At 54.6% G+C, this 17408-nt stretch carries 18 protein-coding genes and 1 pseudogene; 13 read left to right on the forward strand and 6 right to left on the reverse strand.

The window, feature by feature from the left end:
• The first annotated feature begins 197 nt into the window (after positions 1-197).
• Entirely contained in the window at positions 198-431 is a 234-nt protein-coding gene (locus FHP24_RS03165) for a hypothetical protein (protein ID WP_139672740.1), read from the forward strand.
• A 1679-nt stretch (positions 432-2110) separates the two neighbouring features.
• Positions 2111-2566 carry a helix-turn-helix domain-containing protein gene (locus FHP24_RS03170; protein ID WP_139672743.1) on the forward strand — a complete coding sequence of 152 codons (456 nt, stop codon included), beginning with the start codon at positions 2111-2113 and terminating at the stop codon, positions 2564-2566.
• 14 nt (positions 2567-2580) lie between these two features.
• Here FHP24_RS03170 and FHP24_RS03175 read toward each other — a convergent pair whose 3' ends face one another.
• The 3 genes from FHP24_RS03175 to FHP24_RS03185 form a co-directional block, all read right to left on the reverse strand.
• Positions 2581-3051, reverse strand: coding sequence for a helix-turn-helix domain-containing protein (locus FHP24_RS03175; RefSeq protein ID WP_139672747.1), 471 nt, complete (start codon positions 3049-3051; stop codon positions 2581-2583).
• Positions 3052-3250: 199 nt separating this feature from the next.
• The gene (locus FHP24_RS03180; protein WP_139672750.1) at positions 3251-4552 is read right to left on the reverse strand and encodes an HlyD family type I secretion periplasmic adaptor subunit; all 1302 of its coding nucleotides are present in this window, start codon (positions 4550-4552) and stop codon (positions 3251-3253) included.
• A gap of 2 nt (positions 4553-4554) precedes the next feature.
• Complete coding sequence (locus FHP24_RS03185; RefSeq protein ID WP_139676090.1) at positions 4555-6258, reverse strand: type I secretion system permease/ATPase; 1704 nt, start codon at positions 6256-6258, stop codon at positions 4555-4557.
• Positions 6259-6692: 434 nt separating this feature from the next.
• Here FHP24_RS03185 and FHP24_RS28970 point away from each other — a divergent pair.
• Positions 6693-6800 (forward strand): annotated as a pseudogene (locus FHP24_RS28970) (IS5 family transposase); the annotation flags it as partial.
• A 23-nt stretch (positions 6801-6823) separates the two neighbouring features.
• Here FHP24_RS28970 and FHP24_RS28975 read toward each other — a convergent pair.
• Complete coding sequence (locus tag FHP24_RS28975; protein ID WP_246091580.1) at positions 6824-7168, reverse strand: hypothetical protein; 345 nt, start codon at positions 7166-7168, stop codon at positions 6824-6826.
• Positions 7169-7258: 90 nt separating this feature from the next.
• On the reverse strand, positions 7259-7630 hold the full coding sequence (locus tag FHP24_RS03195) for a hypothetical protein (protein WP_139672753.1): 372 nt from the start codon (positions 7628-7630) through the stop codon (positions 7259-7261).
• On the opposite strand from FHP24_RS03195, the gene FHP24_RS03200 reads away from it, so the two are divergent.
• The 3 genes from FHP24_RS03200 to FHP24_RS03210 all read left to right on the forward strand — a co-directional run bounded on the left by FHP24_RS03200 (position 7617) and on the right by FHP24_RS03210 (position 9468).
• On the forward strand, positions 7617-8123 hold the full coding sequence (locus FHP24_RS03200; RefSeq protein ID WP_139672756.1) for a hypothetical protein: 507 nt from the start codon (positions 7617-7619) through the stop codon (positions 8121-8123). The two genes, FHP24_RS03195 and FHP24_RS03200, sit on opposite strands and share 14 nt — an antisense overlap.
• 57 nt (positions 8124-8180) lie before the next feature.
• Positions 8181-8468, forward strand: a complete 288-nt coding sequence (locus FHP24_RS03205) for a hypothetical protein (protein WP_139672760.1) — start codon at positions 8181-8183, stop codon at positions 8466-8468.
• 346 nt (positions 8469-8814) lie between these two features.
• Positions 8815-9468 (forward strand): hypothetical protein, encoded by a 654-nt coding sequence (locus FHP24_RS03210; RefSeq protein ID WP_139672763.1) that lies wholly within the window; start codon positions 8815-8817, stop codon positions 9466-9468.
• Positions 9469-9534: 66 nt separating this feature from the next.
• On the opposite strand, the gene FHP24_RS03215 is transcribed toward FHP24_RS03210, so the two are convergent.
• On the reverse strand, positions 9535-10245 hold the full coding sequence (locus FHP24_RS03215) for a hypothetical protein (protein ID WP_246091581.1): 711 nt from the start codon (positions 10243-10245) through the stop codon (positions 9535-9537).
• 62 nt (positions 10246-10307) lie between these two features.
• On the opposite strand from FHP24_RS03215, the gene FHP24_RS03220 reads away from it, so the two are divergent.
• The 7 genes from FHP24_RS03220 to FHP24_RS03250 all read left to right on the forward strand — a co-directional run bounded on the left by FHP24_RS03220 (position 10308) and on the right by FHP24_RS03250 (position 17374).
• On the forward strand, positions 10308-11210 hold the full coding sequence (locus FHP24_RS03220) for a lytic transglycosylase domain-containing protein (RefSeq protein WP_246091582.1): 903 nt from the start codon (positions 10308-10310) through the stop codon (positions 11208-11210).
• Positions 11211-11224: 14 nt separating this feature from the next.
• A complete protein-coding gene (locus tag FHP24_RS03225; RefSeq protein ID WP_139672766.1) occupies positions 11225-11560 on the forward strand; it encodes a TrbC/VirB2 family protein in 336 nt (111 codons plus the stop codon).
• A 5-nt stretch (positions 11561-11565) separates the two neighbouring features.
• A complete protein-coding gene (locus FHP24_RS03230) occupies positions 11566-11865 on the forward strand; it encodes a VirB3 family type IV secretion system protein (protein WP_139672768.1) in 300 nt (99 codons plus the stop codon).
• 33 nt (positions 11866-11898) lie between these two features.
• Positions 11899-14352 carry a VirB4 family type IV secretion/conjugal transfer ATPase gene (locus FHP24_RS03235; protein WP_139672771.1) on the forward strand — a complete coding sequence of 818 codons (2454 nt, stop codon included), beginning with the start codon at positions 11899-11901 and terminating at the stop codon, positions 14350-14352.
• 23 nt (positions 14353-14375) lie between these two features.
• Positions 14376-15434 (forward strand): lytic transglycosylase domain-containing protein, encoded by a 1059-nt coding sequence (locus tag FHP24_RS03240; protein ID WP_246091583.1) that lies wholly within the window; start codon positions 14376-14378, stop codon positions 15432-15434.
• A 12-nt stretch (positions 15435-15446) separates the two neighbouring features.
• On the forward strand, positions 15447-16151 hold the full coding sequence (locus FHP24_RS03245; RefSeq protein WP_139672774.1) for a type IV secretion system protein: 705 nt from the start codon (positions 15447-15449) through the stop codon (positions 16149-16151).
• Positions 16152-16378: 227 nt separating this feature from the next.
• Positions 16379-17374, forward strand: a complete 996-nt coding sequence (locus tag FHP24_RS03250; protein WP_139672777.1) for a type IV secretion system protein — start codon at positions 16379-16381, stop codon at positions 17372-17374.
• The last annotated feature ends 34 nt before the right edge of the window (positions 17375-17408 follow it).

The following is a 17408-nucleotide window of genomic DNA, read 5'->3' on the forward strand; positions in this document are numbered from 1 at the left end:
AAATGCGTTTGTCGATTGGTCGGGACCCTAGCAGGACTGGCTGAAATCACGACCCTACGCAGCCCGTACAGATTAAATACCTTGTTACGAACAATACTTTCAAACTCGCTTTTTACTTCAGAAATCACAGCATATCTATTTGACGGCATTCCAACCACGGTCCATGATATTTGGCATTCATCCGGGGGGAGAGATAAATGCCAAAGGTATTCCATGGTCCATTTCGCATTACCGGTGCTGACGTATCGATTGGGCGTGACGGCGACGTTTTCGTTCACTTCAAGGACGAAAAGAACAATGTGATTGGAGCTGTTTTCGCCGTCGAGACGGTAATCGAACTCTCACAGGTACTCGAGGCTGCGGCTGTGCAACTTTCCCCGGCGCGAGGCGTCGTTCGGGCCGATAAAACATACCGCGTCAGCATGGAGTAAACTTTGGCCAGTTGCACAGGTTGTTCCAACGGGAGATGGTCGGTCCCGTCCCTGTTTTATCCTGTACGTGGGATTGCTCTTAGCTTTCTGGTTTGCCGGTTCAGCGAACCGGGATCAGCGTCAGGCAATGCGACAGGACCTCATTTTGAGGTCAGAGGTTATGCCTCAGGGTCATCCGGCCTGTAGAGCCATCTCAGATCTGGTAAAACAGCCAGATGATGGCGCCAAGGATTGCAGCCCAGATCGTCAGGGAAATAGCTAAAACCAAAAGATAGTTTCGAAATCGCTTCGTCATGGCGAGACAATGCGCCGCCCGTTGCCAATGGTTAAGATGCAACAAAAAACTATGGCGAACAAGAGCTTAACGGCTCATTCGAAAGTGTGTATCAAATGGGGATTATGCTTTCTTTTGGAGCAATCGCCCTGTGGATTTTGTGCGACAGGGACACGTTTCCGATAGCTGGCGGTCCAAGACCGTGAGGATGATGAGGGGAAGAGCTGGGCGACATCGCGATGGTTGCGTTATGATTCGACGCTCGTAACATTTGCCGGAGTTCGTGGCTGCGAGATCTCTTGGGCGATCGTCCGCGCGCGTGACCGATGCCTCAGCGACCCGTGATAACGACACTCGCCTCAATCTTGGCGAGACGCAGCCTCTAGCGACACCACAATCCGTGCCCTCGGCCGGAAACCAGACCAGAAGCCGCGGCAATACTTAGCGTCGTTGCCATGATGGAGGGAGCTTGCGGGGCCGAACGGCATCGCGACTGTCTCGGCGCAATCGCCCGACTTGACCGGGCTGTAGGGCTCCTTTTTACGAGCCGGTTTCCCTTTTTCCCCAAGCCTCTCGACAGGGTAAGTTTGTCGTTACGAATGCTTTTTAAGGCTCCTCGCTTCAAAATAGACCGAACTTTGGTGTTACCGCTTCGAGATGAGTTGGGCTGGTAAGGTCCGCCAGTTTGATGACCGATAAAGTAGGCCACCTCAGCCGCGGGGAGCCCTCATATTTCACCTGGCGTCTGTCGAATGAACCGGCGAACACGTGATCCGGTCATTTTCGATATTTGGCAAAGCTGCTTGCAGACCTCTTTCAGAGCAAGCCGTCAAAATGTTGCTTCAGGTGAAGATTGGGCATGACGCCGGCTTCCTGGCCAAAGCGGTAGAGGTCCCGTGTTATAAGGAAGCTACCGCCCCACAGGAGCAGGCTGACCTGAAACACGATAATGACGACTTGGATCCTCATATGGGAGGCTGACAGGTAAAAGCCGGCAAGTTGATGGCAGAGTGGTCGGCAAAAGCGGTTGAGGCATGATCTCTTGCGATCTGAGCCTCGCAATCCCGCTTCTTGTCTCAAGGTGGAATGGCCCGAGCCATGGACAAGGCAGAAAAACAATCGTCAAAATCTCGATGCAGCCCCTTTTCCTAACCTGAGGTTTCGGCAAATAGATTTGCAATCCTGGATTTATGTGATACTTACTCAGATAGGACTCTTTGTGTCTTGGGGCGTGGAAACCCCTTGGTGAAGATCTGCTTTTCGAGCGATCGTGTGCAATCCACGGTCGGGATGCTTGTGGCCATACAAGAGGCTTATCAGCTAAAAGCCACAAGGGCTGTACCAACAGCTTTCCAACATTCCGGCTTTGATCCGTCAGGTACGATCCTGGCCGCGAGAGGTTGGAATGGCACGAACTTCATCACCCCGGCTTGATGCGACGAAAATTGCGGACCGCGACCAGGACTTGCCGGATCCTGTTGACTGGGAGGTTGGTCGGCGGATTTTTTCGCGCCGCAAGCAGTTGCGCTTGTCGCAGACTGCTCTTGGTGAGGGAATTGGGGTTTCTTTTCAACAGATCCAGAAATACGAACGCGGATCAAACCGGGTATCGACGTCGGCGCTTTATCGGATTTCAGCGGTTCTGGACGTGCCTATGGGCTATTTTTTCGCGACGCTTCCAGATCCGGGCCACAGTCGCCAAACGCCATTGGGACGTCAGCTTGACACGCATCTTGATTTTGTCGCCTCAGAGGAAGGGCGACGTCTGGTCGACACATTTTTGCGGCTGCCAAAACCATTGCGGCCACGGTTTATTGCAATGCTGGATACGCTCAATGCGGTTCACGCCGACAAGAGATAGAGTTTGAAGGCGCGCTATCGTGACGTCGAAGGGTTTGGGCGCGCCATCGCATTTATCACAGATAACAGCGCTTTTATGATGTCATCCGGGAGGGCTTCAATTGTCCTGATCAACTCGCATCGCTGAGCCGACGTCTCTTTCGAGCTGCCGAATTTATGCGGTGCGGCGGCCAAGATGACATCCAGCGGTGAGAATTCAAGGAGCTCGCTGAGCTGGATCAGACGCGTGACGGTGAGCCTACTTTCGCCCCGTTCATAACGTCCGTAGACCTGAGGATGCAAACCCAGCAATTTGGCGACATCGGCATGGATCAGTTCATTGCCCTCACGCGCCTGCCTCAAGGCGTCGCCGATTCGTTCTTCGAGTTCGTTTAACGCAATGATTCCTTCATATCCGGGGCGCCGGAACACAGCTTTACCGCTTACAGGATCAAACACCTCGACGAGAGATTTTTCCTCGACATGCTTTTGCAACTTGCTGTCCATGGAAGGGCTTTCCCATTGCCAACTGCCAGATCTGCATCAGACGACGTCGAAGGTAAAATGACAATCGTCAACTGACAGACCGAGCGCGTTGACCACAGGGGAAAACCGAGGATGGCATGTCTGGAAAAAGCAGCAGATTTCCGCGATGCGGATCATCGGCTGAGGGTGTGATCACTGGCGCATGTTCCTCGGTTTCACATCATTCCTGGCGGAATGTATGGGCCAATTGATCGGTAAGAGGCTTGGAGAAATATGAGATGACCGAGCGATCTTTGATTTTGATGAACACTTCTGCCGGCATTCCCGGATAAAGGGAGAGCCGGCTTAGCTGGGCAAGACTTCCTGTACTCGGCTCGATCCGGACGGGGTAATAGGAATTGCCGTTACGTTGATCGACAACGACATCGGGTGATATCGACACGACTTTGCCGTCGATCTGTGGGGTCGTCCTTTGATCGAAGGCACTGAACAGGATCGCGACACCCTGCCCCGGGTGAAGTTGATCAATGTCGCGCGGTGCGATTTTTGCTTCCACGGTGAGATTTTGATCATCTGGGGCCAGAAGCATGAGCGGCTCCCTTGGATTGGCGACACCGCCGACGGTGTGAATAGAAAGCTGGTAGATGCGTCCGGAAAGCGGTGCGCGGAGATCCAGCCTTTGAAGCTGATCCAAAAGAGCCAACCTGCGCTGCTCGATTTCGGTGATGTTTGCTTCAAGTTCGGTGAGGTCTGTGGCATTTTTGGTGCGGCGATCCTCATCGAGCTGCAAGATCTGAAGATTGAGCTCGGCGATCTTGCCCTCGGCCTGGGCGCGTGCCGCAATCCTTTCGCCGCGGTTGCCGACGAGCTCGATCTTTTGACGTTTAAGCGCATTGACGCGCTGCATCGTAACGATCTGCTTTTCGTAAAGCGCGCTGATGGCGCTGAGTTCTTCCTCGATTAAATGCATCGCGTCATCGATTGCTGTTATCTGCAGGGTATTGCCTGTGGTTTCTTCTCGAAGCTGGGACTTGCGTTCTTCCAGTTGGTTTTTCATCCCGGCAAGTGATGACTTGCGGGTCAAAAACAGCTGATATTCCCCATCGACAATCGTTCTATTGCGTTTGATGTCGATGTCTTCGCTTGAGAGCCGTCCGAGATCGAGATCGGACCTGCCCTGCTGCTCTGCTTCAAGGCGAATACGTCTTACGGCAAGCTGGGTGAATGTCGTGTCTAAGACGGAAAGTGATGCCTTGAGCGCGGTGCCGTCGAGACGGACAAGCACATCTCCGGCACGCACATGGTCGCCTTCCCTGACCAGAAGTTCCGACACGATGCCGCCATTGAGGTGTTGGATGGATTTGGCATTGTCATTCATGATCACGATTGCGTCGCCGATAATGGCGTTGGAGAGTTTTGTGGTCGCGGCCCATCCGCCGACGCTCGCAAGGAAGATGGTTGCCAGAGACGCGAAGAAGATGACGTGGCGTCGAAGCGAATGTTGAGATGGCTGATCGGACATTGCTATTCCCCCGCTTCGCCGACGACTGCCAAGGGTGAAGATCGAAGCTCACCCTGCTGGTTTTTGCGCAGGATTTTGGGAAGCACGTCTGATTTCGCGCCAAAGGCAGCGACACGGCCCTCAACCATCAGTAGGACCTGATCGACACCTGTTAATGCACTGGGGCGATGCGCGATGATGATGGCAATCGCGCCGCTATTGCGTATGGAGAGGATTGTTTTGGTGAGAGCTATCTCACCATCGGCATCGAGATTGGAATTGGGCTCGTCGAGCACAACGAGAAACGGATTTCCAAACACGGCCCTTGCCAATGCGATCCTTTGCCGCTGACCGGCCGACAACATCGAGCCGCCAGGACCGATTTCGCTCTCGTATCCGTCGGGCAATCTGAGGATCAGCTCATGGACATCGGCGATTTTTGCCGCTTCGACAATTGCGCCCGCATCAGCATCGGCACGAAACCTAGCAACGTTTTGCGCAATGGTGCCGTCAAACAGCTCAATGTCCTGGGGAAGATAACCGATGATATTTTTCCGTTCGGCCTCACTCCAGCGATCAAGCGTCGCGCCATCAAGGCGGAACGATCCGCGGGCAATCGGCCAAATTCCCGTCAGTGCCCGGGCAAGCGACGACTTCCCGGAAGCGCTTGGTCCGATCACGGCAAGAGCGTCACCGGATTTCAGGGAAAAGCTTACATTTGTGATGACGGAGCCTGATTGGCCGGGAGGTGCGCTCGACAGGTTTTCGACCACAAGGGCGGCTTTTGGCAATGGAAGCGCCATGGGGGCCACATGATCTGCATCATCTGCGAGCGTCTGGCGCAGACGCGCGAGTGACTGGCGGCACAAAACGAAGCCTTGCCAGTTTGCGATCGCCTGCTCCGCAGGAGCAAGTGCGCGCGATAACAAGATCGAGGCTGCGATTATGATGCCGCCAGATGCCTTGTTTTCGATGACGAGCACGGCGCCTACGGCAAGGACGAATGACTGTAGCGCAATCCGGAATATCTTGGATGCGGTCGCATAGGCATTGGCGGTGTCGGATCTGTTGCGAAGCAAGGACCGATGACGATCGTTAATTCTGGACCAGGCCGAGGCCAGATCGGCGCGCATTCCCATGGCCTCGACCACATCGGAATTTCGATGCGCGGCCCCCAACAATTTGTCGCGTTCGATGGTCACGCCGGCAATTACGGGGCTGGATTTTTGGGCACTGGCATGGGTGAGGTAAGCAAAAAGCAGAAGGATAAAAGAGCCCGTCATCGCAACGATCCCGATGAGCGGATGAAAGAGGAAGGAGATGGCGATGTAGAAGGGAAGCCAGGGAAGATCGAAAAAGGCAGGCAGTCCGGTACTTGATAAAAATGCTCTGACGCGGTCGAAGTCACGCATCAGCGTGAGGCCGTCATGCGCGCGACCACTTGCGATCGGCGCTTTTACGGCTGCACCAAACACTGATGTGGCGATCGTTTCGTCAAAAATCCCGCCGATACGGGTGAGCATTCTGCTGCGGATGATCTCGAACGCCGCTTGGAACAAGTAAAGGCCCGCGACGAGAAGCCCCAATGCGACAAGCGTCGCAATGCTTTGACTTGGAATGACCCGATCATAGACCTGCAACATAAACAACGAGCTGGTCAGATAGAGAAGGTTGATCAGGGCGCTGGCAAGGCCGACTGCGATCAGGCCATGCCTGCTTTTCAACATCGCGGCAGCTACCGTCCCCTGTTGTTCATGCAGCCGGCCAATATCGGTGTTGTTTTTCACGGATTCGACCTCACAACGGGAACATTACCCCTCCCGCGGACCGCCCATTCCGCCGATATGAATAGAACACGAGCTAGGAGGATGAGGGAAACGATTGTCGGCCCGAAAGCGAACAGGTGCTTACTGATGAGACAGAGACCCGTATCAAAACGAACCAGCACGCTGTGATTGAGCGCGTGCGCAACGTGCTGCAGAGAGGCATGAGCATGTCGCTTTTTTGCCACCAGACCTTGGATGAAGGATTTGTAACTTGAATCCCTGACCTTATGTCACAATATACTCATATACTCCTTTTTTGGGGTATGCTTAGCCGGCAAGGCCCGGCCACCGTGCCGGGTCTTGTTGTATGAGAGCATGTCATTGAGCCTTTTCTCCTGAGCGAGAGAAGACGTAAGTCCAGCCCTGCCCATAATAGTCGGCGCTATCTGAACGGCATGTTGCATGACCTGCGCGTTTGTTGCCTGTGGCGCGACATGCAAGAACGGTATGGCAAATGGAATTCTGTTTACGTTCGTTTCCGGCGGTGGGCAGAGCACCATACAGGGGACGGTTTGCTTGAGCCCCTCGTTGAGTTTGGGTTGCCCGAGGAGTGTCGCCAGATGATCGATAGCACGATCTTCTGGGGCTGGCGAGCATATGCCTTGGCATCGGCAGGCGAGACGTATTTCGGGAACGTGTTGCGAAGCCCCTGCTCTGAATAATTCAGGTTCTCAACGATTGGCTGGAAGGTGTTTCCCGTCTCGATGACTGGTGTTGCCAGGATGTTGGCGATGTGACGCGGGTCATTGACGCTGAATTCAGCCGAATCGTTGAGAAGCGCATCGACACCTTCGACCTGTTGCTGGGTCATCTGGCTGCCAAAGACAGACGTGTGCGCCCCCGAAAGGAACTATGCCAGCGATTGACTTAACGAGATGTCATCGGCACATCCCAGCTTGGATCACTTCGTGGGATGCCCGCCAATCCGATGGGCGTTTTCGGATTCGCGCTTCAGCCATTCGGCGGTCGGTTTGTCTGGATCGACCTGGCTTGGGTTTCGGTTCTTTAATTTTCCCCGTCGAAGGATGATATAGGCGAAAATCCCGATTGCGGAGATCAGGAAAATAGCAAGAGCAAGCATTGGCGCAAATGTCATTGTTGTCATGGGGACATCCTCGTTTTCAACCCAACGGCTCGCACCAACGGATGTTCCTTTTTGATTTGCCCCGTGCGAGGAGACTACCGACCAGAACAGCCGGTCGAAAGTCGTGCAGCGGCGACCACTTGCCTTGAACTTTTTAATGGTTATTGACTGAGGAATGCCGACCCTCAAAGAACTCTCCATTGCGATTGGACTTTTGACCAGTGATCAAAATCCCGTCGCAAACGCCGACGGCTGGACGGACTATGTCTGGCGGGTACGCGAGAGTGACAAGTGCTTGAGTGTTGCTGACGGGTTCTGCACACTGGTGAAAGACAGCTGGGACTGGAAACGCCCGCAATATTATGAATTTGCATTCAAGGCGGATGAAGCGTCGAATACGATCATGTCCCGGATCACGCTTCGAAACGAGGACATTGCCGATGACGATCAGGTCTGTGTGGTTGCGAGTTTTCTTGATGCGTCAGGCATCGAACGCGGCGTCCTGTTCGTCAATTGGCGATCACTGCATGGGCGCACCTATAGTCGCAGCGCGCCGATCCAGCTTGCGACACCTACACGTGATATCGTCACCGTTGCCGTTGGTACGAAACAGTGTCAGTTGAAGGCTTTGGCGGATAGCCAAAATTTCTACAGGAAGCGGGCAGAGCTAAAGCAACGTTGACCAAACAAGGGCTGGATTTGCGCCACAATCACCTGCCGAAGCAGAAGGAGCATGATCATGAGAGCGTTGATTGTTTTTGCCGTGTTTTTCATTGCCGGCTCTTCATGGGCAGAAGAGCAGCAGCATTATCAGAATTTTGAGATCCAGCGGAATGCGACTGGTGGCTACACTGGAACGTTGGGAAACCAGAATTTTGATATCGATACGAAGAATGGTGTGTCAGGACAGATGGGGGGCAATCGACCCAATGTCGTGCAGGAGCGGCCGGCACGGACCAAAGGTAATGTCGGGGCAACGCAGAAAAGCTGTGTTGTCGATGGAAATGGCAGGGCCTTCTGCCGATGACAACGCCCTTTCCTCCACGTTCTCTTAGCCTGATGTGTCTGAGCTTGACCAACCTTGGACGAAGAGCAGGTTTTTACTGTGCTTGATCTGATATAATGTCGGCAAATTGACCACCTTTCCCGATACTTCGCATCACCGATGACCGCGCGTGGCTTACGAGACAGTTGAGCGAAGTAAATTCGTTTAAAGAGGCCTCAAAACACGCAGTAATAGTTAAAAACTCTTATTTACCATTACTTTTTTTCGCATACTTTGTTTTCCACTACACTCGTTTCGGTCTATGGCGTTTCGCTCATGAAGCTGTTATTAGTAATTTGCTAAGCATGGCTCACAAGAGGATAGAGCGATGAAATTGAAATATGCAGGTATCGCTGCAGCTCTGTTGTTTGCCAGCTTGGCAAACGGCGCGGCGGCTGACGAAAGAGTTAAAAACGGGACGTTTACCGGTGGCCTTTCCGGCTGGTCGACAAGCGGCATTGTCGAAGCTGCCAATGACACAGTTTACACCACAAATGCAGGTGCTACGGGTTCGAGCGGCGTTGCGAGCTATGCTGCTTTCGGTGGCGGCAACGCCACCGGCGGCTCGCTGTTCCAGACATTCGCCACTGTGGTCGGTCAGGCGTACACGTTGACCTTCAACTTTGCCGGCTTTGGCAGCACCAGCACCCAGGTCCTGAAGGCGACCGCTTCGGATGCTGGCACAAACGCCGCGATTGCTAGCACACAGGCAAGTGTTGGCGCTGGCTTCCTGAAGTCTGACCTGACCAACATCTTCCAGAATGGCTATCTTTCGTTTGTAGCCACTTCCGCGCTGACCAAGTTGACCTTCCTCGACGTTTCCCCGTCGTCGGATTATGCAGATATGCTGTTGGGCAATGTCAGCGTTCAGGGCGCAACTCCGGTTCCGGGTCCTGAAGCGGGCGCTGGCCTTGGCGCGCTTGCAATGGGTGGCATGGCTCTTTACTTGAAGCGTCGTCGCAAGACTGTCGCTGCTGCCTGATCCAAACGGCAAATAGAATTTCTAATAAGGGCCCTCTGGGCCCTTATTTCGTTGTTGTGGAAGCTCTTACGGTTTCTCCCCAGAGCCTTCCCACAGACCGAAAGCATTCTTCTTGGCGATTTGCTCAGCTTCTTCGAGATCGGGCCGCAATGGCTTGCCGACTTTAGAGCGGGACAGGCGAAGCGCACCGATCGAGACAAGCTGCTCCTCCAGCATATCGATGCTGTTCAGACGGCCTGGAAAGTTGTGATATGCAAAGCAGGTCGCCTGCTGCCGTGATTTGCCACGCTGATCGATAAAGGCTCGGCAAAATACCACACCTGGATGTTTGAGCAGGATTTCCAGTTGCGCCCGAGCATAATTTTCGCAGCTCCCGACATAACCTTCTCGCCGCACGGTGATAGCGCCGCTGCAAGGCTCGACGCCGTATAGCTGAATATGGCGCTTCTGATCGACGGCAAATTCAGTCGAGGAGACGGAAGAGAATGCAGCCTTCGATCTCAGCCCCTCGCGATCAGCCACGCTTTGGTCGGCTTGCCGATATTCCATCACGAATACGACGTGTTCAGGCACTGCAAGACTGCGGACATAGTTCTTGTCGAGCGGCTCGGCTGAGGAAGCACTGCCAGGAAAAACACATCCCAGGATAGTGGCGACTGTAAATCTAAAAGCAATTGCAATTTTCACGATATATCGCCCCTCAGATCTTACAATTTCCAATACGTATTTTGAAATTCTACAACTAGCAAAATTCGTTATCAACAGCATTTCGGGCATTTGCTTATCCAACAGGGAGCAAGAGGCTAATGAAGCTGCGAGACCGTTTCCCATCGATCGGCATGTCCGTCGTTTTTGTCAGTTTTCCAATTGTTTTCATCAGTGGAAACATGATGGAAAGGCCGGCATATGCGGATGTTTTAAAACACCATTATTCGGACACCAATGATCCCTCTTTTGTCCTGACGCCGCCAGCACTGACGAACCATTACGCGCCAATCAGGCGTGCTGGGAGTGCTGTACAACTCGACAAAGCTGAGTTTTCGCGACCAAACGGTCGACGTGGTGCGCGACCTGAAGATACTATTTCCGTTACACCAACCGTCGCTCAGGCGCAGGCAGCGATGATAAAAAATGCCGACGTCGGGGCAAACGGCACTGTCGGCGCGGCAGACGTCGATGCTCTACCAATTGCAGCGGCTTCGTTGCCGCCGCTGTGTGGCCCATCCGGCCTCTCCTCTACGGAAATTGCCGAGCTCATCGTCGAGACGGCTCGCGAGCAGAAGATCGACGAAAATTTGGCGCTGGCGATTGCATTTGTCGAGAGCGGCTTTGACCGACAACGCAATTCGCCGAAAGGCGCCCGCGGTGTGATGCAACTGATGCCGGCGACTGCTGCTCGGTTCGGCGTGTCGGACGTCTGTGACCCGCATGCCAATATCGCTGGTGGAACCCACTATCTTCGCGTTTTGCATGAGGAGTTCGGCAATCCGCTGATCGTTGCTGCGGCCTATAACGCCGGCGAGGCGCGGATTTACGAATATGGCGGGATCCCGCCCTTCGCCGAGACGGTGAGCTATGTCGCCAAGGTCATCAACTACCAGCTCGGTTTCGGCATGCCTCAGATCGGCAAAACGAAGCTGTTTCGAAGATTGCCTCGCCACGTCGATGAGGGCGCGCCGAAGACCGGCGTCCTGCCTGTTTCAAAGGGCGGGAAATTCACCGGCGGTGTCATGCACTTTTAGCAGGAGCACAGATTATGAAGATCAATAAAAACAACGCAGGTTCCGGCCCAAACTACTGGGCTGTCATCGGTGGCGCGACGATCGCATCTCTTCTGATGGTCGAAAGTGCGTTTGCGCAATCGACTGGAAGCGGCGCTTTTGCACCGCTGCAAGCCGCCGTCCAGATGATCGTCGATTTCATCACCGGGCCATTTGGGCGATTGCTTGCGATCATCGCGGTTATCAGCCTCGGCTTTATGGCGTTCATGGGCCGCCTCTCCTGGTTTTTCGCCGGTGGCGTGATTTTAGGAATTGGGCTCGTCTTTGGTGCACCGACGATCGTCGATGAGATGATTGCAGCGGTGGGATGAAGGCGATGGATGCTCAAAGCGAGGACAAGGTTGTGCTGACGCCACTGATTGTCGGCCTGACGAGGCCGCCGATGTTGTGGGGTGTTCCTTACATGGCGGTGGTGATCGTGATCGGCGTAACGGTTACCGCTTGGTTGATGACCAATCATCTTGCGGCATTGGGTCTTTCACCGCTGCTTTATCTTCTTTTGTTTTCGCTCACGGCCTCTGACAGCAAGTTTCTCGATGTCCTGCAGGTCGCCTGCCGGCAGACACCGGGAACGCCGAACCGGGCATTTTGGGGTGCAACCTCGTACGGCCTTTAAACTGTGTCAGCAAAATCCAAGAGGTGTGGGATCATGTTGGGTTCCGTCAAACGTGAATTGGGGTTTGGGGAAAGGATCAATCACGAGCGGCCCATGGCTCGTCACATTCCCTACCTTCGGCACCGATCTGATCGCATCATCGGGCTTGAAAGCGGTGCATTGGTCGGGGTGATCAAGCTCAATGGATTGTTTTTCCAGACCGAGGATCAGGCCGAGCTGAATATGCGGTCGGCGGTACAGAACACAATGATCCGGTCACTTGGGTCCAGCCGGTATTCAGTTTGGTCAACGCTCATTCGCCGCCAGGTCGATGCGACGCTCGAAGGTTCCTTTGACAACGAGTTCTGCGCCATGCTCGATGCCGGTTACATGGCGCGGCTGCGCGAGAAGCGCATGTTTAGCAACGAGCTGTACCTGACCGTTGTGCAATCTCGTCCCCATACGGTCTTGGGTGCCGGCGAGACCCTTAAAAAAGCTTTGGAACGGCTATTTGGTCGGGCTGCGGATCAGCAACATGGGCAAGATGTTGCCGACCTTGAGGAAGTTATTGAACGCATTCTCCAGGACTTGAGCAAATATGGTGCCCGGGCACTTGGTATTGCGCATCGAGCCGTCACTGAGGATCCGGTCGCAGGAACCGATAAGCCGGCACCCCTCAAGCCCTATTCTGAGCCATGCGAGTTTTTCAATTCGATCCTGACCTGTGGCCTGCCCTCGCGGATGCGGCTGCCACGCATGGGCATTCGCAACTATATCGGTACGGCGCGATTACATTTTAACCGGCGCAGCGTCATGGCGCAGGCGGCGACAAAGGCGGGCGATCGGTATGGCGCAATCCTATCGATCAAGGAATATCCGCCTTTCAGCGAACCTGGGATGTTGGACGGTCTCTTGAAGGTCAATCAGGAGTTCGTCCTGACTCAATCCTTTACACTTGCCGATCGCCCGATTGCCCAAGAACGCATTAGCCGGCTGCAACGGCAACTTGGCGCCTCAGACGAGGCAGGCAGCAGTGTCGAAGACGATATTGATTTCGCGCTCGACAGTCTTCTCAATCAGGAAGCGGTGTTTGGCACCCATCATTTCTCGCTTTTATGTCTGGCCCGTGAACTTGAGGGTCTCGGCAAGTCGGTGAGCGAGCTTGGTGCCTGCCTGACAGACAAAAACATCACCTGGCTTCGGGAAGACCTTAATCTCGAAGCGGCCTTTTGGGCGCAGCTTCCTGGCAATCATTCCTACGTTGCCCGCAAGTCGATGTTATCGAGTGGGAATTTTTCTGGCCTGTCGTCGATGCACAATTTCGCAATTGGACAGAGCGAGGGGCTGCATTGGAAGACGCCGATCAGCATTCTGGAGACGAATTCCCAGACGCCTTACTGGTTTAATTTTCACCAGCGCGACGTCGGCCATTTTCTGGTTACCGGTCCAACCGGATCAGGCAAGACCGTTGCGCTTTCCTTTCTTCTTGCGCAGGCGATGCGGGTCCAACCCTGCCCACGTGCCGTGTTTTTCGACAAGGACCGAGCAGCCGAGATTTTCATCCGTGCAGTTGGCGGGACATATGAGGTCTTAACCCCTGGACGTCCGACCGGGTTTAATCCTCTACAGATTGAGAACGATGGGCCAAATCGTGGTTTCCTACTGAAGCTGATCAAAACCATGATCGGTCCAGGTGGGCGCGACGACCTCAGTCAGGAAGATGAAGATTGTTTGGAGCGCGCGTTATTACGGCTGATGGTCGAGCCGAAACATGCGCGCACGCTTTCACAGTTTTCCTCGCTTCTGGTCGGAGGCAGCCGGTCTAACGCCAATGACCTCAATGCGCGGCTTCGCAGCTGGATCGACGGCGACAAGGCGTGGCTATTCAACGCTGCAGAGGATGTGTTGTCCTTTGAAGGCAATCGCACTTTTGGCTTCGACATGACGCATATCCTGTCGAATGAGGCAATGCGAACGCCGGCCCTGATGTATCTCTATCATCGCCTTGACGCACTTTTGGACGGCACGCCCGTGATGTTTTTCATGGACGAAGGTTGGCGGTTGTTGATGGATGACACGTTCAGCGCGTTCATCGTCGACAAGATGAAGACGATCAGACGATTTAACGGGATCGTCGGTTTCGGCACGCAGTCTGCGGCTGACATCGTGCGTGCGAAAGCGTCCCGCACACTCATTGAACAAGCGCCCACCCATATTCACTTCCCCAATCCGCGTGCCGACGAAGCAAGCTACAAGGAGAGTTTCGGGCTGACGGCGAAAGAATTCGCCTTTCTCAAGACGACGGCGCCGGAGACACGAACATTTCTGATCAAACACGGCACGGATTCTGTGATTGCCAAGCTCGACTTGTCGGGCATGCCCGGACTGATCAAGGTCCTGTCCGGCCGCAAGGCCAATCTTGAGGAGTTTGACGCTCTGCGGGCAGAGTTTGGAGACGAGCCGAAGAATTGGCTGTCCAGATTTTGCGGCTCGGAGAACTTGTTATGATCGGGAGGTGTTTAACATGGACTTTGGCATCGCTGACCTTCGCCGTCCCCGAGACCGGTGGCGCACAAATTGCTGTGCTCGACGCATCGGTTTTGAGCGAGGACAGCCATCGCTCAAGTGCGGCGGGCAGTATAGCAGAGAGCGACGAGCGCCGATTTTCTGTCGATAAGGGAGTGACTTGCGCGCATTACCGTCCAGGCCGTGCAGGTGACGCGGCATCGGCAGCGAGCGCCAACCCGCAAATCCTTGCGCGCGCCAGGCAGATTGCCAGGCAAGAGGGTGTCGATGAGCAACTGTTCCTCGCGCTCATTTATCAGGAGAGCCGATTTAACGCCTGCGCCACCTCACCTGCCGGGGCAATCGGCTTAACCCAGTTGATGCCCGCCACGGCGGCTGAGCTGGGCGTTAATCCGCACGACATTGACGATAATCTGCGTGGCGGGGCACGGTATCTGAAACAACAGTTGGCGAATTTTGGCGGCGACACCAAGCTCGCTCTTGCCGCCTACAATGCCGGACCTGGCAATGTGCAGAAATACGGCGGCATTCCGCCGTTTCGAGAAACACAGGGCTATGTCGCCTCCATAACCCAGCGATGGCTCCCAGCCTTTGGCGGCGAGAGCGCAACAGGTGTTCCTGTCGCAACGGGTGGCGACGGGTCTGCCTATTTGAATTTTCGGCAGGCAACGCTCTCTTCGATGGCAAGCACACAAGCCACGACTGAGGGAAGCGGCGAGGTCGCGCAATACTGGAACGTTCTTGGTGCTGCGTCGCCCGGCACGCTGCAAGACAGCTGGGACCATAACTCCCTGAGCCGCAACGCCAATCTCGAGATGATCAACCGGATGATCGTGCTTGGGGCGACAATGGCAAATCTCATTCAGGCAAAACAGACGATGGTCTTAAGCGGCTTGTCGGGGTCGGCACAGGCGACCAAGGGGAATTCGGCGCCGAGAGAAGACAGCGGCCAGCAGGACGACGCCTGCGTCGACGAAGAGCGCCAAACAGCAGTGACGAAAGACGATTGTCGCGCCGCCTTGATGGGTGACGGACCAACACAGGTGATGTTGAGCCTTCAGTGAGGAGTTAGGAATATGAGGACGTGTTTTTCATCCGCATTGATTTTCCTGTCGGTTGCCTCGCCACTTTGGGCGCAGGTACCAGTCGTCGACAAGGCCAATCTCAAGGTCGCGAAGGAGACGGCCGAGACGACGGACAAAATCCTTCAAACCAACAATGAAGTGCTCAAGACGGTCGAAGAGACGTTGAAGGCCGTCACGGGCGACCGCGCGAATGTCGCAAGCGAAATGCAAAAACTTGCTGTCGGCAGCGGCTTCAGCGTCTCCCAACTGCCGGGTTTTGATAAAATACTGTCTGGTGGAGTCGTAAACTTTGGCGATGTCAGTGGCGATATCGGCACGTCGGCAACGACGTTTTTGAACGGACTGAAGCTTCTGGAAAATCTTTCTGGTCAAACGGGAAGTAGTTTTGCCAGCGACAAGTCCTACGAAGAGTTGGTGCGGACGGTGTTGGGTATCAAGGCGCTGGTTGATGGCGCGCAGCGAGCGACCACAAGCCGCCGTACGGCGCTCGAGGCTGCGGGTGCAAAGATCGGACAGGCCACCGACATCAAGGGATCTCTCGATCAAAACACGCAGCTCCAGGTACAATCGGGACTGACGATCAATGAGTTGATCGGCGTGATGAACGGTGCGGTCGCATCGTTGCAGGCTGATAACCAGCGGCGATTAACCGACATGTCGAATTCGAAGAAGGCGCTGACATTTCATCGCGAGTAGAGCCGATGTTATCCAAAACTCTCTTCTTCGCTGTGACCGCCCTTACTGTTACGGGGTGCGGCAGCACCTACAAGGAACGCAAAGCGCCGTGTCAGCGGCCGGCCATATCGACTGCGTATGGGCGTGAGGATGGGGTGGCCTGCGGATCGCTCACGCCGATCAACCCGAATCCTTCGAATGTACTGTCCGCTATTGATGCAGTGCTTGGTATCTAGGGATCATTGGCGATGGATGATGTTATCGGCGATCTTTTGGAGAGGGTGGAAGAGACCGGCGCCAACTTTTCCGAGCAAGCGTTCGGTATTGTTGGCCAACATGTCTTGCCGGTCCTGACCGTGTTGCTGATTGCCTATGTGGCGTTTTACGGCCTTCAGCTTTTGACAGGCACGGCGCGTGTTAGCATTGGCGAGATCGTTGGGCGCGTTACCCGTATGTTGGTGATCCTTGCTTTGGTACGCGAATGGCAAAACTTCAATGACCTGTTTTACGCTTGGCTTTCAAAAACCCCAGAAGCCGTTGGACGGGCGATCCTAGCGGCGACGGGCACCGGCATTACCGAACCGACCAACGGGCTTTCGCAGATTTGGGTAACGGCGAATGAAGCGGCCTCGGCCTTTGCTGAACAGTCGGGCTATTTTTCCATCCTGCCATCGATGGTCGGTTTTCTGATTATCTTCTGCGTTGCCATTTTTCTCGCGGTCGCGTTGGCAATCCTACTCCTGGCCAAGGTGATGATGTGGGTTTTGATCGGGACCGCTCCGATCTTTATTGCCTGCATGCTGTTTGAACCGTCGCGAGGATTGGGGCGAGCATGGTTCCAGCAAGTTTTGACCTATGCCTTGATCCCGCTCTTCGTCTACGTCGTCGCGGCATTCTTAATCTCAGCAATGGATCCAGAACTGACGAAGGTGACAAATGCTGCTGGTCAACGACGGTTACAGCTCAGCGACGTCTCTGCCTTTTTGCTTTTATGTTGTGCTGGCGCGTTCGTACTTTTCAATATCCAGGTTCTGGCTCAGGGGATCACTGGAGGAGTTGCCGCCGGCATTGGAAGGCTCGCCCAAACGGTTGGAAATATGGCCGGCATCTCGCTGCCAGCCGCTTCATTGCGTGCCGGGCGATCGATCGCTGGAAAAGCCGGCAAGATCGGAATGGAAACGCGAGAGCGGACACATGTCGGAATGAGGCAAAAACTGCGCAACAGTGCAGCACAACGGCGCTAGCGACACCTTCGGTGCGACAGCGTGCGAATATTTG

It is taken from the genome of Aliirhizobium smilacinae (assembly GCF_006335145.1).
In the GTDB taxonomy this organism is placed as follows: domain Bacteria; phylum Pseudomonadota; class Alphaproteobacteria; order Rhizobiales; family Rhizobiaceae; genus Neorhizobium; species Neorhizobium smilacinae.

Excerpts from the sequence above, each read along its gene's own strand:
- FHP24_RS03220 (WP_246091582.1), top strand. The coding sequence starts at position 10,308 with ATGTCCGTCGTTTTTGTCAGTTTTCCAATTGTTTTCATCAGTGGAAAC.
- FHP24_RS03210 (WP_139672763.1), top strand. The coding sequence starts at position 8,815 with ATGAAATTGAAATATGCAGGTATCGCTGCAGCTCTGTTGTTTGCCAGC.
- FHP24_RS03215 (WP_246091581.1), bottom strand. The coding sequence starts at position 10,245 with ATGCCCGAAATGCTGTTGATAACGAATTTTGCTAGTTGTAGAATTTCA.
- FHP24_RS03245 (WP_139672774.1), top strand. The coding sequence starts at position 15,447 with ATGAGGACGTGTTTTTCATCCGCATTGATTTTCCTGTCGGTTGCCTCG.
- FHP24_RS03230 (WP_139672768.1), top strand. The coding sequence starts at position 11,566 with ATGGATGCTCAAAGCGAGGACAAGGTTGTGCTGACGCCACTGATTGTC.
- FHP24_RS28975 (WP_246091580.1), bottom strand. The coding sequence starts at position 7,168 with ATGACCCAGCAACAGGTCGAAGGTGTCGATGCGCTTCTCAACGATTCG.
- FHP24_RS03175 (WP_139672747.1), bottom strand. The coding sequence starts at position 3,051 with ATGGACAGCAAGTTGCAAAAGCATGTCGAGGAAAAATCTCTCGTCGAG.
- FHP24_RS03205 (WP_139672760.1), top strand. The coding sequence starts at position 8,181 with ATGAGAGCGTTGATTGTTTTTGCCGTGTTTTTCATTGCCGGCTCTTCA.
- FHP24_RS03170 (WP_139672743.1), top strand. The coding sequence starts at position 2,111 with ATGGCACGAACTTCATCACCCCGGCTTGATGCGACGAAAATTGCGGAC.
- FHP24_RS03185 (WP_139676090.1), bottom strand. The coding sequence starts at position 6,258 with ATGTTGAAAAGCAGGCATGGCCTGATCGCAGTCGGCCTTGCCAGCGCC.
- FHP24_RS03180 (WP_139672750.1), bottom strand. The coding sequence starts at position 4,552 with ATGTCCGATCAGCCATCTCAACATTCGCTTCGACGCCACGTCATCTTC.
- FHP24_RS03250 (WP_139672777.1), top strand. The coding sequence starts at position 16,379 with ATGGATGATGTTATCGGCGATCTTTTGGAGAGGGTGGAAGAGACCGGC.
- FHP24_RS03165 (WP_139672740.1), top strand. The coding sequence starts at position 198 with ATGCCAAAGGTATTCCATGGTCCATTTCGCATTACCGGTGCTGACGTA.
- FHP24_RS03200 (WP_139672756.1), top strand. The coding sequence starts at position 7,617 with ATGCCGACCCTCAAAGAACTCTCCATTGCGATTGGACTTTTGACCAGT.
- FHP24_RS03225 (WP_139672766.1), top strand. The coding sequence starts at position 11,225 with ATGAAGATCAATAAAAACAACGCAGGTTCCGGCCCAAACTACTGGGCT.
- FHP24_RS03235 (WP_139672771.1), top strand. The coding sequence starts at position 11,899 with ATGTTGGGTTCCGTCAAACGTGAATTGGGGTTTGGGGAAAGGATCAAT.